Annotated in this window: 13 protein-coding genes; 7 read left to right on the top strand and 6 right to left on the bottom strand. The window is 64.0% G+C overall.

All coding sequences use genetic code 11. The features are described 5' to 3' along the window. Nucleotides 1-171 precede the first annotated feature (171 nt). From XI04_RS24870 to XI04_RS24855, 4 genes are all read left to right on the top strand, one after another. On the top strand, nucleotides 172-1,686 hold the full coding sequence (locus XI04_RS24870; RefSeq protein ID WP_038946661.1) for a caspase family protein: 1,515 nt from the start codon (nucleotides 172-174) through the stop codon (nucleotides 1,684-1,686). Between the two features lie 80 nt (nucleotides 1,687-1,766). After that, nucleotides 1,767-1,976: a hypothetical protein gene (locus XI04_RS24865; protein WP_271609141.1), complete on the top strand. Its 210-nt coding sequence runs from the start codon at nucleotides 1,767-1,769 to the stop codon at nucleotides 1,974-1,976. Nucleotides 1,977-2,928: 952 nt separating this feature from the next. After that, nucleotides 2,929-4,170, top strand: coding sequence for an FAD-dependent oxidoreductase (locus tag XI04_RS24860; RefSeq protein WP_038946663.1), 1,242 nt, complete (start codon nucleotides 2,929-2,931; stop codon nucleotides 4,168-4,170). Nucleotides 4,171-4,349: 179 nt separating this feature from the next. Next, nucleotides 4,350-5,114 (top strand): outer membrane protein, encoded by a 765-nt coding sequence (locus XI04_RS24855; protein WP_028144812.1) that lies wholly within the window; start codon nucleotides 4,350-4,352, stop codon nucleotides 5,112-5,114. Between the two features lie 113 nt (nucleotides 5,115-5,227). On the opposite strand, the gene XI04_RS24850 is transcribed toward XI04_RS24855, so the two are convergent. From XI04_RS24850 to parE, 4 genes are all read right to left on the bottom strand, one after another. Continuing rightward, nucleotides 5,228-5,998, bottom strand: coding sequence for an SDR family NAD(P)-dependent oxidoreductase (locus tag XI04_RS24850; protein WP_028144811.1), 771 nt, complete (start codon nucleotides 5,996-5,998; stop codon nucleotides 5,228-5,230). Nucleotides 5,999-6,019: 21 nt separating this feature from the next. Then, nucleotides 6,020-6,205, bottom strand: a complete 186-nt coding sequence (locus XI04_RS24845; RefSeq protein ID WP_038946664.1) for a hypothetical protein — start codon at nucleotides 6,203-6,205, stop codon at nucleotides 6,020-6,022. Between the two features lie 319 nt (nucleotides 6,206-6,524). After that, a complete protein-coding gene (locus XI04_RS24840; protein ID WP_018323049.1) occupies nucleotides 6,525-7,307 on the bottom strand; it encodes an outer membrane protein in 783 nt (260 codons plus the stop codon). A 427-nt stretch (nucleotides 7,308-7,734) separates the two neighbouring features. Beyond that, nucleotides 7,735-9,780 carry a DNA topoisomerase IV subunit B gene (gene parE / locus XI04_RS24835; protein ID WP_028144809.1) on the bottom strand — a complete coding sequence of 682 codons (2,046 nt, stop codon included), beginning with the start codon at nucleotides 9,778-9,780 and terminating at the stop codon, nucleotides 7,735-7,737. Nucleotides 9,781-10,053: 273 nt separating this feature from the next. On the opposite strand from parE, the gene XI04_RS24830 reads away from it, so the two are divergent. From XI04_RS24830 to argC, 3 genes are all read left to right on the top strand, one after another. Then, nucleotides 10,054-10,584, top strand: coding sequence for a DedA family protein (locus XI04_RS24830; RefSeq protein WP_038946665.1), 531 nt, complete (start codon nucleotides 10,054-10,056; stop codon nucleotides 10,582-10,584). A 225-nt stretch (nucleotides 10,585-10,809) separates the two neighbouring features. Continuing rightward, on the top strand, nucleotides 10,810-11,475 hold the full coding sequence (locus XI04_RS24825) for an FMN-binding negative transcriptional regulator (RefSeq protein WP_028144807.1): 666 nt from the start codon (nucleotides 10,810-10,812) through the stop codon (nucleotides 11,473-11,475). Then, nucleotides 11,472-12,452, top strand: a complete 981-nt coding sequence (argC, locus tag XI04_RS24820) for an N-acetyl-gamma-glutamyl-phosphate reductase (RefSeq protein WP_038970210.1) — start codon at nucleotides 11,472-11,474, stop codon at nucleotides 12,450-12,452. Before XI04_RS24825 ends, argC begins: the two co-directional genes overlap by 4 nt. Nucleotides 12,453-12,582: 130 nt before the next feature. On the opposite strand, the gene XI04_RS24815 is transcribed toward argC, so the two are convergent. Beyond that, nucleotides 12,583-12,981: an MAPEG family protein gene (locus XI04_RS24815; protein WP_038970211.1), complete on the bottom strand. Its 399-nt coding sequence runs from the start codon at nucleotides 12,979-12,981 to the stop codon at nucleotides 12,583-12,585. A gap of 64 nt (nucleotides 12,982-13,045) precedes the next feature. Further along, on the bottom strand, nucleotides 13,046-14,854 hold the full coding sequence (locus XI04_RS24810; RefSeq protein ID WP_038970212.1) for a PHA/PHB synthase family protein: 1,809 nt from the start codon (nucleotides 14,852-14,854) through the stop codon (nucleotides 13,046-13,048). Between the last annotated feature and the right edge of the window lie 164 nt (nucleotides 14,855-15,018).

Genomic DNA, 15,018 nt, shown 5'->3' with positions numbered 1-15,018 from the left:
CTAGAAAGAGCAGATTCCACGGGAATCTGCCATAGCCAGATCATGGAACCGCGGCCCAGGTTCCTTGAACCACGGTTACGTCTGGGCCGACTATCACACAGCGGCAGGGGGTCCAATGAACTGCTGTTCGAGGGAAGCGGCTTGGCGCCGTTCTGCAACGGGAATCTTGCGATGACGCGTCGGCTTTTCAGAATTCTGGCGGCCCTTGGCCTGGCGGCGGGCCTGAGCGGCTTCGCAGCTCCCGCCCATGCCGAGAAGCGTGTCGCGCTCGTCGTCGGCAACAACGACTACAGGAACGTCCCGAAGCTGCTCAAGGCGGTCAACGACGCCCGCACCATGGGCGACACGCTGAAGCAGCTCGGCTTCTCGGTGATGATCGCCGAGAACCAGAGCCGGCAGCAATTTTCCGAGACCCTGCTCGCCTTCGACAAGGCGATCGAGCCAGGTGACACGGCGTTCTTCTTCTACGCCGGCCACGGCTTCGAGATCGCAGGCCAGAACTACTTGCTGCCGACGGACGTGCCGGCGGCGACCGAAGGGCAGGAAGAGCTGGTGCGTGACGCCTCGATCCTGGCCGACCGCATCGTCGAGCGCCTCCAGAACAAGAAGGCGCGAACCTCGATCCTGGTGTTCGACGCTTGCCGCAACAACCCGTTCGAGCGCAAGGGTACCCGCGCGGTGGCCGGTGGCGGCGGGCTTGCTCCGATGGTGCAGCTGCCCGAAGGTGTGTTCTCGGTGTTTTCGGCTGGTCCCCGCCAGACCGCGCTCGATCGCCTCTCCAACGACGACGCCAATCCCAATTCGGTGTTCACGCGCACTTTCGCCAAGGAGCTGCTTCAGCCCGGCGAGAACCTCGTGCAGGTGGCGCAGCGCACCCGCCGTGCCGTCAGCGAGATGGCCGATACCGTCAAGCACAGGCAGGTGCCGGTCTATTTCGACCAGATGGTCGACGACGTCTTCCTCAGCGGCATGGCGAAGGATGCCGTCGCGCGGCCGGCTGATCCGCCACCGCAGAAGCTCGCGGCGCTACCGCCGGTGTCGGTGCCGCAACTGCCGAAGGAGGAGACCCTCAACGCGCCGATCGCGAGCTTCTCGCGGCACAATGGCGGCTGGAGCGTGGTGTTCTCGTTCGCCGACCCGACGCTCGGCATTTCCTGGCGCATGGCCGGCAAGGGCGATTTCCGCGAGACCGGCTTCATCGACACGCTCGATCCGCGCACGCGCAAGCGGATGCCGAACCCGTCGATCGAATTGCCGCCGGATGCTGCGGCCGGCACCATCGAGGTCCGCTATGTCGATCAGTCCGGCGACATGCAGGGGCCGTTCCCGATCCGGTTCGATCCCGAGGCCGCGCTGATCCGCGACCAGCGCAAGATCCTCGACATGACATCGACGAGCTGGCTGTCGTTCCGCGAGTTCAACGGGCTGCTGGTCTACTACACGCACCTCGTGTCCTATCGCTGCGCCATCCGCGAGGTGCGCATCGGCATCGACACTGCCGTGCCCAACCAGGTGCTGAAGATGCCTGCTTGCGACATGCGCGACCCCAGTGCGATCACTGCGGGCATGCCGCTCTACATGAAGCTCGCACCGAGCACACAATCCGTCTCCGTAGAGCTGACCTATCGCGACGGCAGCGTCTCGGAGATCAAGAGTTTCCGCAGCGCGAACCGCAGCAATAATTGAGGGCGTATCGATCGGGCGGGCGTGGCGGGATGGACTAACTTAAATCGGACAAGTCAACGGTGGAAATGTTAGAGCCGGGGATGACAAAATTCCTCCTCGTCGCGCTCCTCACGACGCTTCCGGTTCTGGCGCAAACTACTCCCATCCCCACGCCGCCACTGACCGACCGGGAACGCGTCCAGGCGGACCGTGCGAAGGCCGCCGAGGATGAAAAGGGAGCTCCGATGACGCGTCCCTGGGACCGCGACGCCGACGGCAAGCGCCCATGGGAACGGAAGTCGAAGCCTTGAGGTAGCGGGCGCCTGTTCCCCGCAGGCGAAGGAACAACTCCTTGGTCACCTGGATTGTCCACCAAACCAGGGAGACGATCCATGATCCGCAAGTCCATCCTCGTAGCTTTCGCATGCGCTGCACTTTCGACGTCCGCTTTTGCCCAGGGAGGCGGCGGTGGTGCGGGCAGCGGTGGTGCGGGCGGCGCCAGCGCGGGTGCCGCTGCCGGTACGGGGACCGGCGGCGCCGGCGCGGGATCCGCGGCCAGCTCGGGTGCTGGAGTAGGCACGTCATCCAGCAGCGCCAATTCAGGGCCGTCGGCTCCTTCAGGAATGGGGACGCATAGCACCACCACCGGGGCCAACGTCAACACCAACAGAGGTCAGAACAATCCGAACGTTCAGTCGCCGACTGCGAACGGCACGTCGCCGACAGCGGCGCAAGCCGAGCGGAACGCTGGTGTTGGTCACGCGCCGAACGGATTGCCGATCGGCACTCCGGGCTCCGGGACCAGCAATGAAGATCAGAAATAATCTGGCTCTGCTGCATGAAAGGCCCGCGCAGCGCGGGCCTTTCTCGTTGCCTCGCAAGTGGCGACCGGCTGCTCTGACGAGAAAGGCTGAGCCGCGCGCGGCCGTCGCCGCAGGCAAAGCTAGACCTTCGGCTCGCTCTCTTCCGCATTGCCGCTTCGCCGCGTGCGCAGATAGACGAGCGCGATGTTGATGGCCAGCCAGGCTGCCACGCCTGCAAGCAACCATGCCACGTTGAACGTTCCCGCTGATGCCGTTTGGGTCGTATTCCCCACAACAACGGGGCCCGCGGTTTATTCGGGGGCGCGAGGGCCGGGGTGATCCGAAGCTGCCAGCCGTCCTAGCCGAGACCCGTCCAGATTGAGGCTGCGATCGACCTGAACCGGCGTTACAATCGTCCGGCATATCTTGATCGATACTCGCATCGTGGATAGCGGCTGCAATGACCTCCGACCAACAACCGAACCGGACGAAAAGAGTCCGTTGCTGCATCGTCGGCGGCGGGCCGGCCGGCATGATGCTCGGCTATCTTCTGGGGCGGGCCGGCATCGAGGTCGTGGTGCTGGAGAAGCATGCGGATTTCTTCCGCGATTTCCGCGGCGACACCGTACATCCCTCGACGCTCGAGGTCATGGACGAACTCGGCCTGATCGACGGCTTCCTGAAGCTGCCGCATCAACGCCTGCAGAAGATGGACGGCCTGTTCGGCGGTACGCCGGTGCGCATCGCCGATCTCCGCCGGCTCCACACCAAATACCCCTTCATCGCCTTCATGCCGCAATGGGATTTTTTGAATTTCCTGCGCGAGGCCGGCCGGCGCTTTGCCTCACTCGAGGTGATGATGAGCACGGAGGCGGTCGATCTGATCCGCCGCGGCGAGAAGATCGCGGGGGTGCGGGCGAAAACGCCTGACGGCGTCGTCGACATCGAAGCCGATCTCACCATCGCCTGCGACGGCCGGCATTCGACGGTGCGCGAGCGCGCCGGCCTTGGCGTCGAGGAGATCGGCGCGCCGATGGACGTGCTGTGGATCCGCGCCGGCCGCAAGGCCGACGAGACGGAAAGCGTGTTCGCGCGCGTCGAGCCCGGCAAGATGATGATCACGTTCGATCGCGGCGACTATTGGCAGTGCGCCTATGTCATCGCCAAGGGACAGCACGAAGCGGTGAAGGCGAGGGGACTGCAGGCACTGCTCGACGACGTCGTGCGCATGGCCCCGATCCTCAGGTCGGGCATCGCCGACGTGAAGAGCTTTGACGACGTCAAGCTGCTTACCGTCGCGATCAACCGCCTGACGCGCTGGACGCGGCCGGGTCTGCTTTGCATCGGCGATGCCGCGCATGCGATGTCTCCGGTCGGCGGCGTCGGCGTCAATCTCGCCGTGCAGGACGCAGTCGCGACCGCCAATCTGCTGGCGGACAAGATGCAGCACGGCTGCCCGTCCGAAAACGATCTCGATGCCGTGCGCCGTCGCCGCGAGTTCCCGGTGAAGATGACCCAGCGCATGCAGGTGATCGTGCAGAACAAGATCATCAGCGGTGCCTTGCAGGAGCGCGATCGGCCGCTCAAAGTGCCGCTGATCGTGCGCCTCATCACCGCGCTGCCGTGGCTGCAGGGCATTCCGGCGCGCCTGCTTGCGCTCGGCGTGCGGCCCGAGCACGTACATTCGAGAGCGGCATCGTAGCGCGGAATTCGGTAGGGATAATGTCGCGTTAAATCGCGCGTGCGGCGTTGCGGGCGAGCAACAGCGCCGACGGATCTGCGGACCAGCGCGTGCCCATGCGCCGCGTTAACTCTGTTGATTCGAATTTTAGTAACACCCGTCTGTGACCGTGCGTCCATCAAAGGACACGGGGTTGTACCATGCGTAACAAATTGATTGCCGCCTTCGCCTGCACGACCGCTCTGGTTTCGGCGGGCGCGGCCTCCGCCGCCGATCTCGGTGCGCGCTACACCAAGGCGCCCGCCTATGCGGAGCCGCTGTTCAACTGGACCGGCTTCTATGTCGGCGGTCACATCGGCGGTGCATGGACCAACCAGCAGTTCATCAACAACGGGACCGGTGCGCCGTTCGGCGATCTCGTCCCGGGCGAGGGCTATCGTCAGCGCAGCGCAGGAATCATGGGCGGCGCCCAGATCGGCTACAACTGGCAAGCCAACAACTACGTGTTCGGCATGGAAGGCACGATCTCCGGCCTCGACAACAAGGGCTCGTTCACGAACACCGCGTTCGGTGCGGGCGACGACGTGTTCTCCTGGCGCACCAACGTGCTCGCGACCGTGGTCGGCCGCGCCGGCTTCGCCGTGCAGAACAACCTCTTCTACGTCAAGGGCGGCTATGCCGGCGCGAACAACCGTCTGTCGGTCAGCGACACCGTCGGTGTGTCGGGCTCGGGCGGACAGACCCACTGGGCCAACGGCTGGACCGTCGGCGCCGGCTGGGAATATGGCGTCACCCGCAACTGGATCGTCGGCCTCGAATACAATTACGCTGCCTTCGGCAGCCAGACCTATCAGCTCGGCGGCACGTCGGGGAATTACACCTTCGATGCCAAGCCGCGCGACATCCAGTGGGCCGTCGTGCGCGCGAGCTACAAGTTCGACGCACCTGTCATTGCCCGTTACTGAGCACGTCGACGACGCAACGCGACCAACGATCAAAAAAAGCACTGCCTAAATTAAAGCCCCGGATTTGTCCGGGGCTTCTTTTTTGCGTTGTTGAATGGCCGACAGGCCCGGCCTCAGGCCATCACCGAGAAACCGCCATCGACGGGGATCGCGGTGCCCGTGACGAAGTTCGACGCGGACGATGCCAGGAACACGGCGATGCCGGCGAAATCGTCGATGTCGCCCCAGCGCCCCGCAGGCGTGCGCGCCAGCACCCGCTCGTGCAATCCTGACACCTGCTGCCGCGCGCCGCGGGTGAGGTCGGTGTCGATCCAGCCCGGCAGGATCGCATTGACCTGGATGTTGTCGGGCGCCCAGGCATTGGCGCAGGCACGCGTGTACTGCACGATGCCGCCCTTGCTCGCCGCATAGGCGGTGGCGAAGCTCGCACCGAAGATCGACATCATCGAGCCGATGTTGATCACCTTGCCGTTGCCTGACGCCTTCAAGGCCGGATAAGCAAGCTTCGAGCACAGGAAGGCGCTGGTGAGGTTGGTGTCGATCACCTTGTTCCACTCGTCGAGCTCGAGCTCGTGCGGCGGCTTGCGGATGCTCATTCCGGCATTGTTGACGAGGATGTCGATGCGGCCGAGATCCTTCACCACGCGCGCGATCATGGCTTCGATGGCGGCCCTATCGGTGACATCGGTCGCAATCGCGATCGCCTTGACGCCGCGCTGCCTGAGATCTTCGACGGCTGCTTTGGACTTGGCCTCGTTGCGTCCGACCACGGCGATGTCGGCGCCGGCATCGGCAAGGCCGCGCGCCATGCCGAGCCCGATGCCGCCATTGCCTCCTGTTACGACCGCGACCTTGCCGCGGAGCTCGAACCGGCTGGATGTCATGCTTGTATTCCCTGGTTTCTTTTATTGGTTGCTCTGCCAGATCAGCACCAGCCCGAAGCCGGCCACGGCGGCGCCATAGCCGGCCCAATGCAGCTGGTTGACCATGAAGCTCGATCGCGGCCAGGGCACCGTACCCGTGCCCTGTCCGATCCAGAGCAGCCCGACGGCGAGGGCAAACAGGCCTGCTACAAGCAGAAATCTGCGCATGCATTCCTCCCCGTCGGTCCGCTTCCGTCGCGACCCGCGGCATCAATCGCCACGGTCAGGAGAGCTTGGGCCCACAGTAGCCGTAGCTTTGGTCCGGATACAATGGCGCCGCCGGCAGAAGCCAACGCGGCGAAGCCCAGCGCATGTCGCGATGCGGGGGGCAGGCGGTCACCAACGTTATGTGAGTGATCAAAGCTCAGCTCGCCGCTGCGTACGACGCTGAAGTCGAGCTTGGTCGCCGACTGACCATAACGAAAAAGCCCCGGCGATGCCGGGGCTTTGACGTCTGAACTTGCGTTCGGATCAGTACTTGGTCGGATCAGTACTTGGCGACGACCGGACCGGTCCAGTTGAAGCGGTAGACCAGCGAGGTCGAGATCGTCTGGTTCCAGCTGTTGGCGCGGATGTCGCGGCCGACCAGCGCGTTGGTACCGTCGAAGAGCTCGTTCGAGGTCTTGGCGTTGTAGAAGGCCGAACGATACTCGGTCTTCATGAACCAGCCGGGCGAAGAGACGCCGAAGATGTTCAGGCTGTTCTCGACACCGCCGCCGACGAACCAGCCGTTGCGGTTGTAGCTGTTGAGGTGGATGCCGGCGGGAGTGCCGCCCAGCGTCGTGAAGTTGGTCTGGCCGAAGTGGGCGCCCGAGTAACCACCGTTGACGTAGGAGAGAACGTTCGGGGCGACCAGCCAGCCGAGGCGCACGCCCGCGGCCCAGGAGGTTTCCAGCTTCTGGTTACCGGTGATGCCGACGATCGGATCCTGGATGGTGGCGCGGATGCTGCCGAACTGGCCGTCAGCGAACACACCGGCGACCCAGGTGCCGCTGAACTGCCAGTCGTAACCGGCGCCGACGGTGCCGAACCAACCGGAGCCGCCCTGACGCTGGTCGATCGTCAGCGGAACCGCACCAACGGTGGTCTGGACGTGCTGGTCGGCATTGGAGAGGCCGCCGCCGCCGCCGCCGAACACGTAGAAGCCGGTCCAGTTGGCGACGGGCGCCGGCATCGGGGCCTTCACGTAGGGACGGGCACCGAGATCGGCCGCCGAGGCCGAACCGGTCATCGCGGCAACCGCGGTCAGAGCGAGCAAAACCTTCTTCATGTTAAAATCCCCAACCTTGGTCTGTGTAGCAGCGCGAGCGCACTGAAGTTCGTGTCATCTGATGCTCGGACTATAGACGTTTCCCGCCGGAATGCTGTTGCCGGGCAGGCACAGTTGCCGGAAAACGCCGATACGCGGGTATTTCCGCCGCGGCTGTCAAGATCTGTAATAGTTACATAAATTCAAAGCCTTACCGAGGTTTTTGGAATTCAACCTTGGGTAAGGTTTCGTTAGCAAATCCGGCCTTGTCCGAAATGGAGGCAGTCGCGCCTCCGCCTGAGCGCCGTGAGTCGTTGGCCGAGTCGCAACGACGATTCCGGGAATCGCTCAAGGCCATACGGACCGCAGCGACGTCATCGCCCCCGCAAAGCAAAAGAGCCCCGGCTTTTCGCCGGGGCTCTTGACGGAGCGCTACAGGGCCGAGGGCTCAAACGTCCAGCAGCTCCTCGCTGGCAAATTCGGCCTTGTCCGAGATGAAGGCGAAGCGCGCCTCGGCCTTGGTGCCCATCAGCCGTTCCACCGAATCCGCCGTGGTGTCGCGATCGTCGGCGAGCAGCACCACCTTGAGCAGCGTGCGCTTCCTCGGATCCATGGTGGTCTCCTTGAGCTGCGCCGGCATCATCTCGCCGAGGCCTTTGAAGCGGTTCACCTCGACCTTGGCGTTGGCGTTGAACGCGCTTTTGATCAACTCTTCCTTGTGCTTGTCGTCGCGCGCGTAAACCGACTTGGTGCCGTGCGTGAGCTTGTAGAGCGGCGGCACGGCCAGGAAGAGGTGACCCTCGTCGATCAGCCGCGGCATCTGCCGGTAGAAGAATGTGATCAGCAGCGAAGCGATGTGCGCGCCGTCGACGTCGGCGTCGGTCATGATGATGATGCGCTGATAGCGCAGATCCTCTTCTCGGTATTGCAGGAGCTGGCCGCAGCCGATCGCCTGCACGAGGTCGGAGAGCTGGGCATTGGCCGTCAGCTTGTCCTTGCCGGCGGAGGCGACGTTGAGGATCTTGCCGCGCAGCGGCAGCACGGCCTGAGTCTTGCGGTCACGCGCCTGCTTGGCGCTGCCGCCGGCCGAGTCGCCTTCGACGATGAAGAGCTCGGAGCCTTCGGTGCCGGCATCGGTGCAGTCGGCGAGCTTGCCGGGCAGCCGCAGCTTCTTGCCGGCGGTCTTGCGCGCCGTCTCCTTTTCCTGGCGGCGGCGCAGCCGCTCCTCGGCGCGGTCGATCACGAAATCGAGCAGCCTGTTGGCCATGTTCGGATTGCCCGACAGCCAGTGATCGAACGGATCCTTCATCGCCTGTTCGACGATGCGCTGCGCTTCCGCGGTGGCGAGACGATCCTTGGTCTGGCCCTGGAATTCGGGCTCGCGCACGAACACGGAAAGCATGACGGCGGCACCGACCATCACGTCTTCCGACGTAATGGACGAGGCGCGCTTGCCCTGACCGACGCGCTCGGCGTGATCCTTCAGGCCGCGCAGCAGCGCGCTGCGCAGGCCGGATTCGTGCGTGCCGCCATCGGGTGTCGGGACGGTGTTGGTGTAGGAAGAGAGGAAGCCGTCGGCATCCGCGGTCCAGGCCACCGCCCATTCGCAGGCGCCATGCGCGCCGTTGCGGCCCGACTTGCCGGAGAAGATATCCGGGTGGACCAGCGTGTCGGCGTGAATTGCTGCCGCCAGATAATCCTTGAGGCCGCCGGGGAAGTGGAATGTCGCTTCGGCCGGTACGTCCTCGACGCCTTTGAGCAGTTCGGGCGCGCAATTCCAGCGGATCTCGACGCCGCCGAACAGATACGCCTTCGAGCGCGTCATCTTGAACAGGCGCTGCGGCTTGAACGCAGCCTTGGCGCCGAAGATGTCGGTATCGGGCTTGAAGCGGACGCGCGTGCCGCGGCGGTTGTTGATCTTGCCGAGATCCTCGAGCTTGCCCTTGGGGTGTCCGCGCTCGAAGGTCATGCGGTAGAGCTTCTGGCTGCGCGCGACCTCGACCTCGAGCAGCGAGGAGAGGGCGTTCACTACGGAAATGCCGACGCCGTGCAAGCCGCCGGAGGTCTCATAGACCTTGCTGTCGAACTTGCCGCCCGAATGCAGCGTGCACATGATGACTTCGAGCGCCGATTTCTTCGGAAATTTTGGATGCGGGTCGATCGGGATGCCGCGGCCGTTGTCGGTGACGGTCAGGAAGCCGTCCGCGGAGAGTTCGACGCCGATGAAGGTCGCATGTCCCGCCAGCGCCTCGTCCATCGAGTTGTCGATGACCTCGGCGAACAGATGATGCAGCGCCTTCTCATCGGTGCCGCCGATATACATGCCGGGTCGGCGCCGCACCGGTTCCAGGCCTTCGAGCACCTCGATGTCGGCTGCCGTGTAGTCGGCTTCGCCGCCGGTTCCGCGCGAAGCCGCCTTCGCAGGCGTGCGCGGCTTTGGCTCATCGCCGCCGAAAAAATCGTCTTTTGCTTTGGGTTTCAACTGTTTGGACATATATCTTGATACGCTTTGAGGGCCGCATAAGCGGCGAATCGGTTAGGCCGACTATGCCACTTCTGACTTGGAAAGGTTACCGCGGGGCGGGCCGGGCGGTTTGGTTGGGAGCCAATCCCGGCGATTTTACGCCGCAGGCCCTGCAATTCCCGGCAATTTGACCGGACCGTCGGCGCCGAGCGAGTTTTGTGACTTGATGTCACACAAGCCCTTGGCTTACCAGTCTTTTTCATCGAGCAGCACCTTGAGACGGGGCGGGAAGGCTTTTTTTAGATGGAGCAATTTGCGCACGCCCTGGCCGATTTCGTGCGCGTTCACCAGGCCTGGGCGGCTCCGATCGTGTTCCTGCTCGCCTTCGGGGAATCGCTCGCCTTCATCTCGCTGCTGGTCCCGGCCTGGGGCGCGCTGGTCGCGATCGGTGCGCTGATCGGGGCGAGCGGCATCAGCTTCTACCCGGTCTGGATCGCCGGCGGCCTCGGCGCGGCGCTCGGCGATTGGGTCTCGTACTGGTTCGGCTACCGCTACAAGGAGAAGGTCGCCCAGATGTGGCCGCTCTCGCGCTATCCGGAGCTCCTGCCCAGGGGCGAGGCTTTCGTGCGCAGCTGGGGCATCCCCAGCATCTTCATCGGCCGCTTCTTCGGGCCCTTGCGCGCCTCGGTGCCGCTTGCGGCCGGCATCTTCGAGATGCCTTATTGGAGCTTCCAGGCCGCCAATTTCGTCTCGGCCCTGATCTGGTCCGCCGTGCTCCTGATGTTCGGCGACGTGCTCGCGAAGATCATGGAATGGATCTGGCGGGTGATCTGACGCCGAAACCTTGACGGAAACCCGATCTGGCCTTATAGCCGCGCGCCATGATCAACGCCGCGACCATCCTGTTCGCTCGTCGCCGCCGCCGCTCTTTAGCGGTTTGGGCGGTCGATCGCGTTTGAGATCATCGTCTTTGCCGCTGGATCCGATCCGCGGCATTCTCTCTCCTGTCAGCGCGATCTGATCCGGCGGCCCCCCAAGGAGGCCCAGCAGGAGACCACGATGTACACGCCACCCTTTTTCAAGCAGGACCGCGCCGCAAGCCTGAAGTTCGCCGAAGAGCGCGGCTTCGGCACCATGTGCGCCTTTGACGGTCACAAGCCGGTCGCTTCCCCGCTGCCGTTCTATCTGACCTATGCGGCCGATGGCACGCCGCAGGCGGCCTTTCATGTCGCCCGTCACAATCCGCTGCTAAAGCTCGCGGACGGCACGGTATCCTGGCTGCTCGCGATCAATGGCCCCGATGCCTATGTATCGCCGGACTGGTACGTCTCGCCGGACCAGGTGCCGACCTGGCTCTACCAGTCGGTGCATCTGAGCGGGCCGGTGCGGATGTTGTCTGACGACGAGCTGGCGGTGCAGATCGACACGCTCAGCGACAAGTTCGAGAACTGGCTGCGGCCGAAGAAGCCGTGGACATCGGACAAGATGACGGCCGGACGGCTCGAGGCGATGAAGAAGGCGATCGTGGGTCTGGTGATGACGGTTGAGGAGGTCGAAGGCAGCTTCAAGCTCAACCAGCACAAGTCCGACGCCGACTACACGGCGATCGCCAATGCGCTCGGCGCCGGCGATGCCGACGCCAAGCAGATCTCACTTTTGATGCGGCAGGCCAGGCCGCAGGTTTTTGCAGACGACACGAACATGCTCGAAGGGAGCGCACCATGAGCCTCGCTGACATCAAACAGGCCCCGAAGGGCGCTGCCACCAAACCCGCGACCGTCTTCGTCGACGGCGGCTCCGGCACCACCGGGCTCGGCATCAACGAGCGGCTGAAACTCCAGAACGACGTCGTCGTGAGGACGATCGCCGACGACAAGCGCAAGGACCCCGCGGCCAAGAAGGCGCTGATGGAGGAGGTGGATCTCGTCATCCTCTGCCTGCCCGACGATGCCGCCAAGGAAACGGTTGCGCTGGTCGACAGCATGGGCGCTTCGGGCCCGAAGGTGCTGGACGCCTCGACCGCCTACCGGGTTGCGCCCGATTGGGCCTACGGCTTTCCGGAACTGACGGCTGACCAGGCCGGCAAGATCAAGGCGGCGAAGAAGGTCTCCAATCCCGGCTGCTATCCGACCGGCGCGATTGCGCTGCTGCGGCCGATCGTCGATGCCGGCCTGTTGCCGCCCGATTATCCCGTCGCCGTCAACGCGGTGAGCGGCTATTCCGGCGGCGGCAAGTCGATGATCGCGAGCTTCGAGGACGGCAGCGCGCCGTCCTTCGAGCTCTACGGCCTCGGCTTCGAGCACAAGCATCTGCCGGAAATGCAGCTCTATTCGAACCTGACGCGGCGGCCGATCTTCATTCCGTCGGTGGGCAACTATCGGCAGGGCATGCTGGTCTCGGTGCCTCTGCAGCTCGACACGCTGCCCGGCAAGCCCGGCGGTACCGATCTGCAGGCTGCGCTCGCCAAGCGCTACGTCGGCTCGAAATACGTCAAGGTGATGCCGCTCCAGAACGAGGCGGCCAAAGGCGGCCGGATCGAGCCGGAGGCGCTCAACGAGACCAACATGCTCGAGCTCTACGTCTTCGCCAGCGACAAATATCACCAGGCGGTGCTGGTCGCCCGGCTCGACAATCTGGGCAAGGGCGCCTCGGGCGCCGCCGTGCAGAACATGCGGCTGATGCTGGGATTGCCGGAGGAGTAGGGCAGTCTCGCGCCCCGGACGCAGCGCAGCGCTCCTTCAGCGGTGCGCTGCAGAGCCGGGGCCCATGTTTTCTGTTTCGTTTGCGGCGTTCTGGGTCCCGGCTCGCGCTTCGCGCGTCCGGGACACGAAATCAAACCACCTTGAAGATCGCCAGCGCCAGCACGGCCTGGGCGAGGAAGCCGACGGTGAAGGCCAGGGTGCGGAACACGGGAATTCCGAGCGCGTAGACGATCAGATGCGCGACGCGCGACCAGAAATAGACGGCGCAGGCCAGCACGGTCCATTTCGAGGAATAGTCGATCGCGTTGAGGATCAGTACCAGCGGCGCAAAGAGCACAAGGTTCTCGACCGCGTTGTCATGCGCGAACATCAGGCGGTTCGCCCATTCCGCCTGCGGCTTGTCGCCGCGCGAGGGGTTGGCCATGGCGCCGCTGAGGCCGCGGACCTGGCAGCGGTTGATGGTGTAGGGGATCCAGAGGATCCCGGTCAGGATCACCGTCAGTGTCAGCCAGAACAATTCGCGCGTCATGGTCGGGTCCCCTCTGTCGTCGCTGCGTTGAGCGCGAGTCTATACAAAAGCGCGGAAGATTCCGCTATGCGCGAACCCTGACATAGCTGCCGGGCGCGTCCTCGATCGCCGGCAGGGCGTCGCTGCCGACGCTGCGCGCCGGGACTTGCTCCGGATCGAGCTCGCCCAGCCATTGACGCCAATCCGGCCACCACGAGCCCTTGTGCTCGACCGCGTCCTTCATCCATTGGGCGACGTTGACGTCCTTGATGTTGTCGTTGGTCCAGTACTGGTACTTGTTCGAGGCGGGCGGATTGACGACGCCGGCGATGTGGCCCGAGCCGGACAGCACGTATTTCACCGGACCGCCGAAGAACTGCGAGCCGTACAGCACCGATTCAGCGGGCGCGATGTGGTCCTCGCGGGTGGCGAGGTTGTAGACGGGCACCTTGACCTTGGAGAGATCGAGCAGCGTGTTGTCGAGCACCATCGTGCCGGTGGAGAGCCGGTTCTCCAGATAGCAATTGCGCAAATAATAGGAATGGTTCGACGCGGTCATGCGCGTCGCGTCCGAATTCCAGTGCAAGAGGTCGAACGCGCTCGGCTGCTGCCCCTTCAGGTAGTTGCTGACGACGTAGGACCAGATCAGATCGTTGGAGCGCAGCATGTTGAAGGCCATCGCCATCTTCGAGCCTTCGAGCACGCCGGCCGCCTTCATGTCCTGCTCGAGCGCCGCGATCTGCTCCTCGTCGACGAACACCAGGAGGTCACCCGCATGGGTGAAGTCGACCTGTGCGGCGAAGAACGTCGCCGACGACACGCGTTGGCGGCGCTTCTCGGCGAGCCAGGCCAGCGTGGTCGCGAGCATGGTGCCGCCGACGCAATAGCCGGCGGTGTGCACCTTCATCTCGCCGGTGACCCTCTCGATCACGTCCATCGCCGTGAGCGGGCCTTCCTTCATGTAGTCTTCCCAGCTCTTGTTGCCGAGCCGCTTGTCGGGATTGACCCATGAGATCACGAACACGGTGATGCCCTGGTCGACGCACCACTTGATGTAGGATTTCTCCGGCTTGAGATCGAGGATGTAGAACTTGTTGATCCAGGGCGGCACGATCAGGAGCGGAGTGCGCAGCACCGTCTCCGTGGTCGGCGAATACTGGATCAGCTGCATCATCTCGTTCTGGTAAATCACCTTGCCCGGCGTCGTCGCCATGTTGACGCCGACGACGAGGTTGTCCGGGTTGGACTGGCGGATCTTCAGCATGCCCTTTCCGGCTGCGATATCCTCGGCCAGCATCTTCAGGCCGCGGGCGAGGTTCTCGCCGCTGCTGGCCACCGTTTCGCGCAGCACCTCCGGATTGGTCAGCACGAAGTTGGACGGCGAGATCGCGTTGATGACCTGCTGGACGTAGAACTCCGCCTTGCGGCGGGTCTGCGGATCGAGCCCTTCGGCGTCGCGCACCAGCTCCTGCGCCCATCTGGTCGTGAGCAGATAGAGCTGCATGACGAAATCGAAGAACTGGTTCGACTTCCATTCCGGGTCGGCAAAGCGCTTGTCGCGCGGCGAGGGCGCGATCGCGGGCGCTGCGTCCTGGCCGGCCATGCGGCGCACCGCCGAGCCCCAGAGGTCGAGATAGTCCTTGGCGAGCTTGGTCTGCAGATCGGAGGAGCGGGACGTATCCGACAGCCAGTATTCGGCGACCGAGGTGAAGGTCTTGACGACCTCGGCGAGCTCGGCCGGCGGGCGATCCTGCACCTCGCCGCTCTCGCGCGGCTTGAGGTAGGCGGCCAGCGCCTTGCCGCCGCTCTCCATCGCCCGCGCGACATTCATCGCGAAGGCTTCCGCATCGAACTTCGTCTCGGGTTTGGGCGTATCGGTCGTGGCCATGCTCATGAGCAGAACAGTAACGGTTCATTCCGTATTCGTCACCGCGAAGCTCGCATGTTTGACGTTAAACACTCTCGAAGATGTGTTGCACTGCGACAAATCTTCTTGGTTCCGTCACATTCGGGCCGCACCGCTCGGCTTGGTGGGCAATGGCTGTTTTCTCGCTCGCA

The sequence above is a fragment of the Bradyrhizobium sp. CCBAU 11430 genome, from assembly GCF_028128855.1.
In the GTDB taxonomy this organism is placed as follows: Bacteria; Pseudomonadota; Alphaproteobacteria; order Rhizobiales; family Xanthobacteraceae; genus Bradyrhizobium; species Bradyrhizobium ottawaense.
Note: the sequence above shows the minus strand (reverse complement) of the source record. Positions and strands in the feature narration are given on the sequence as shown.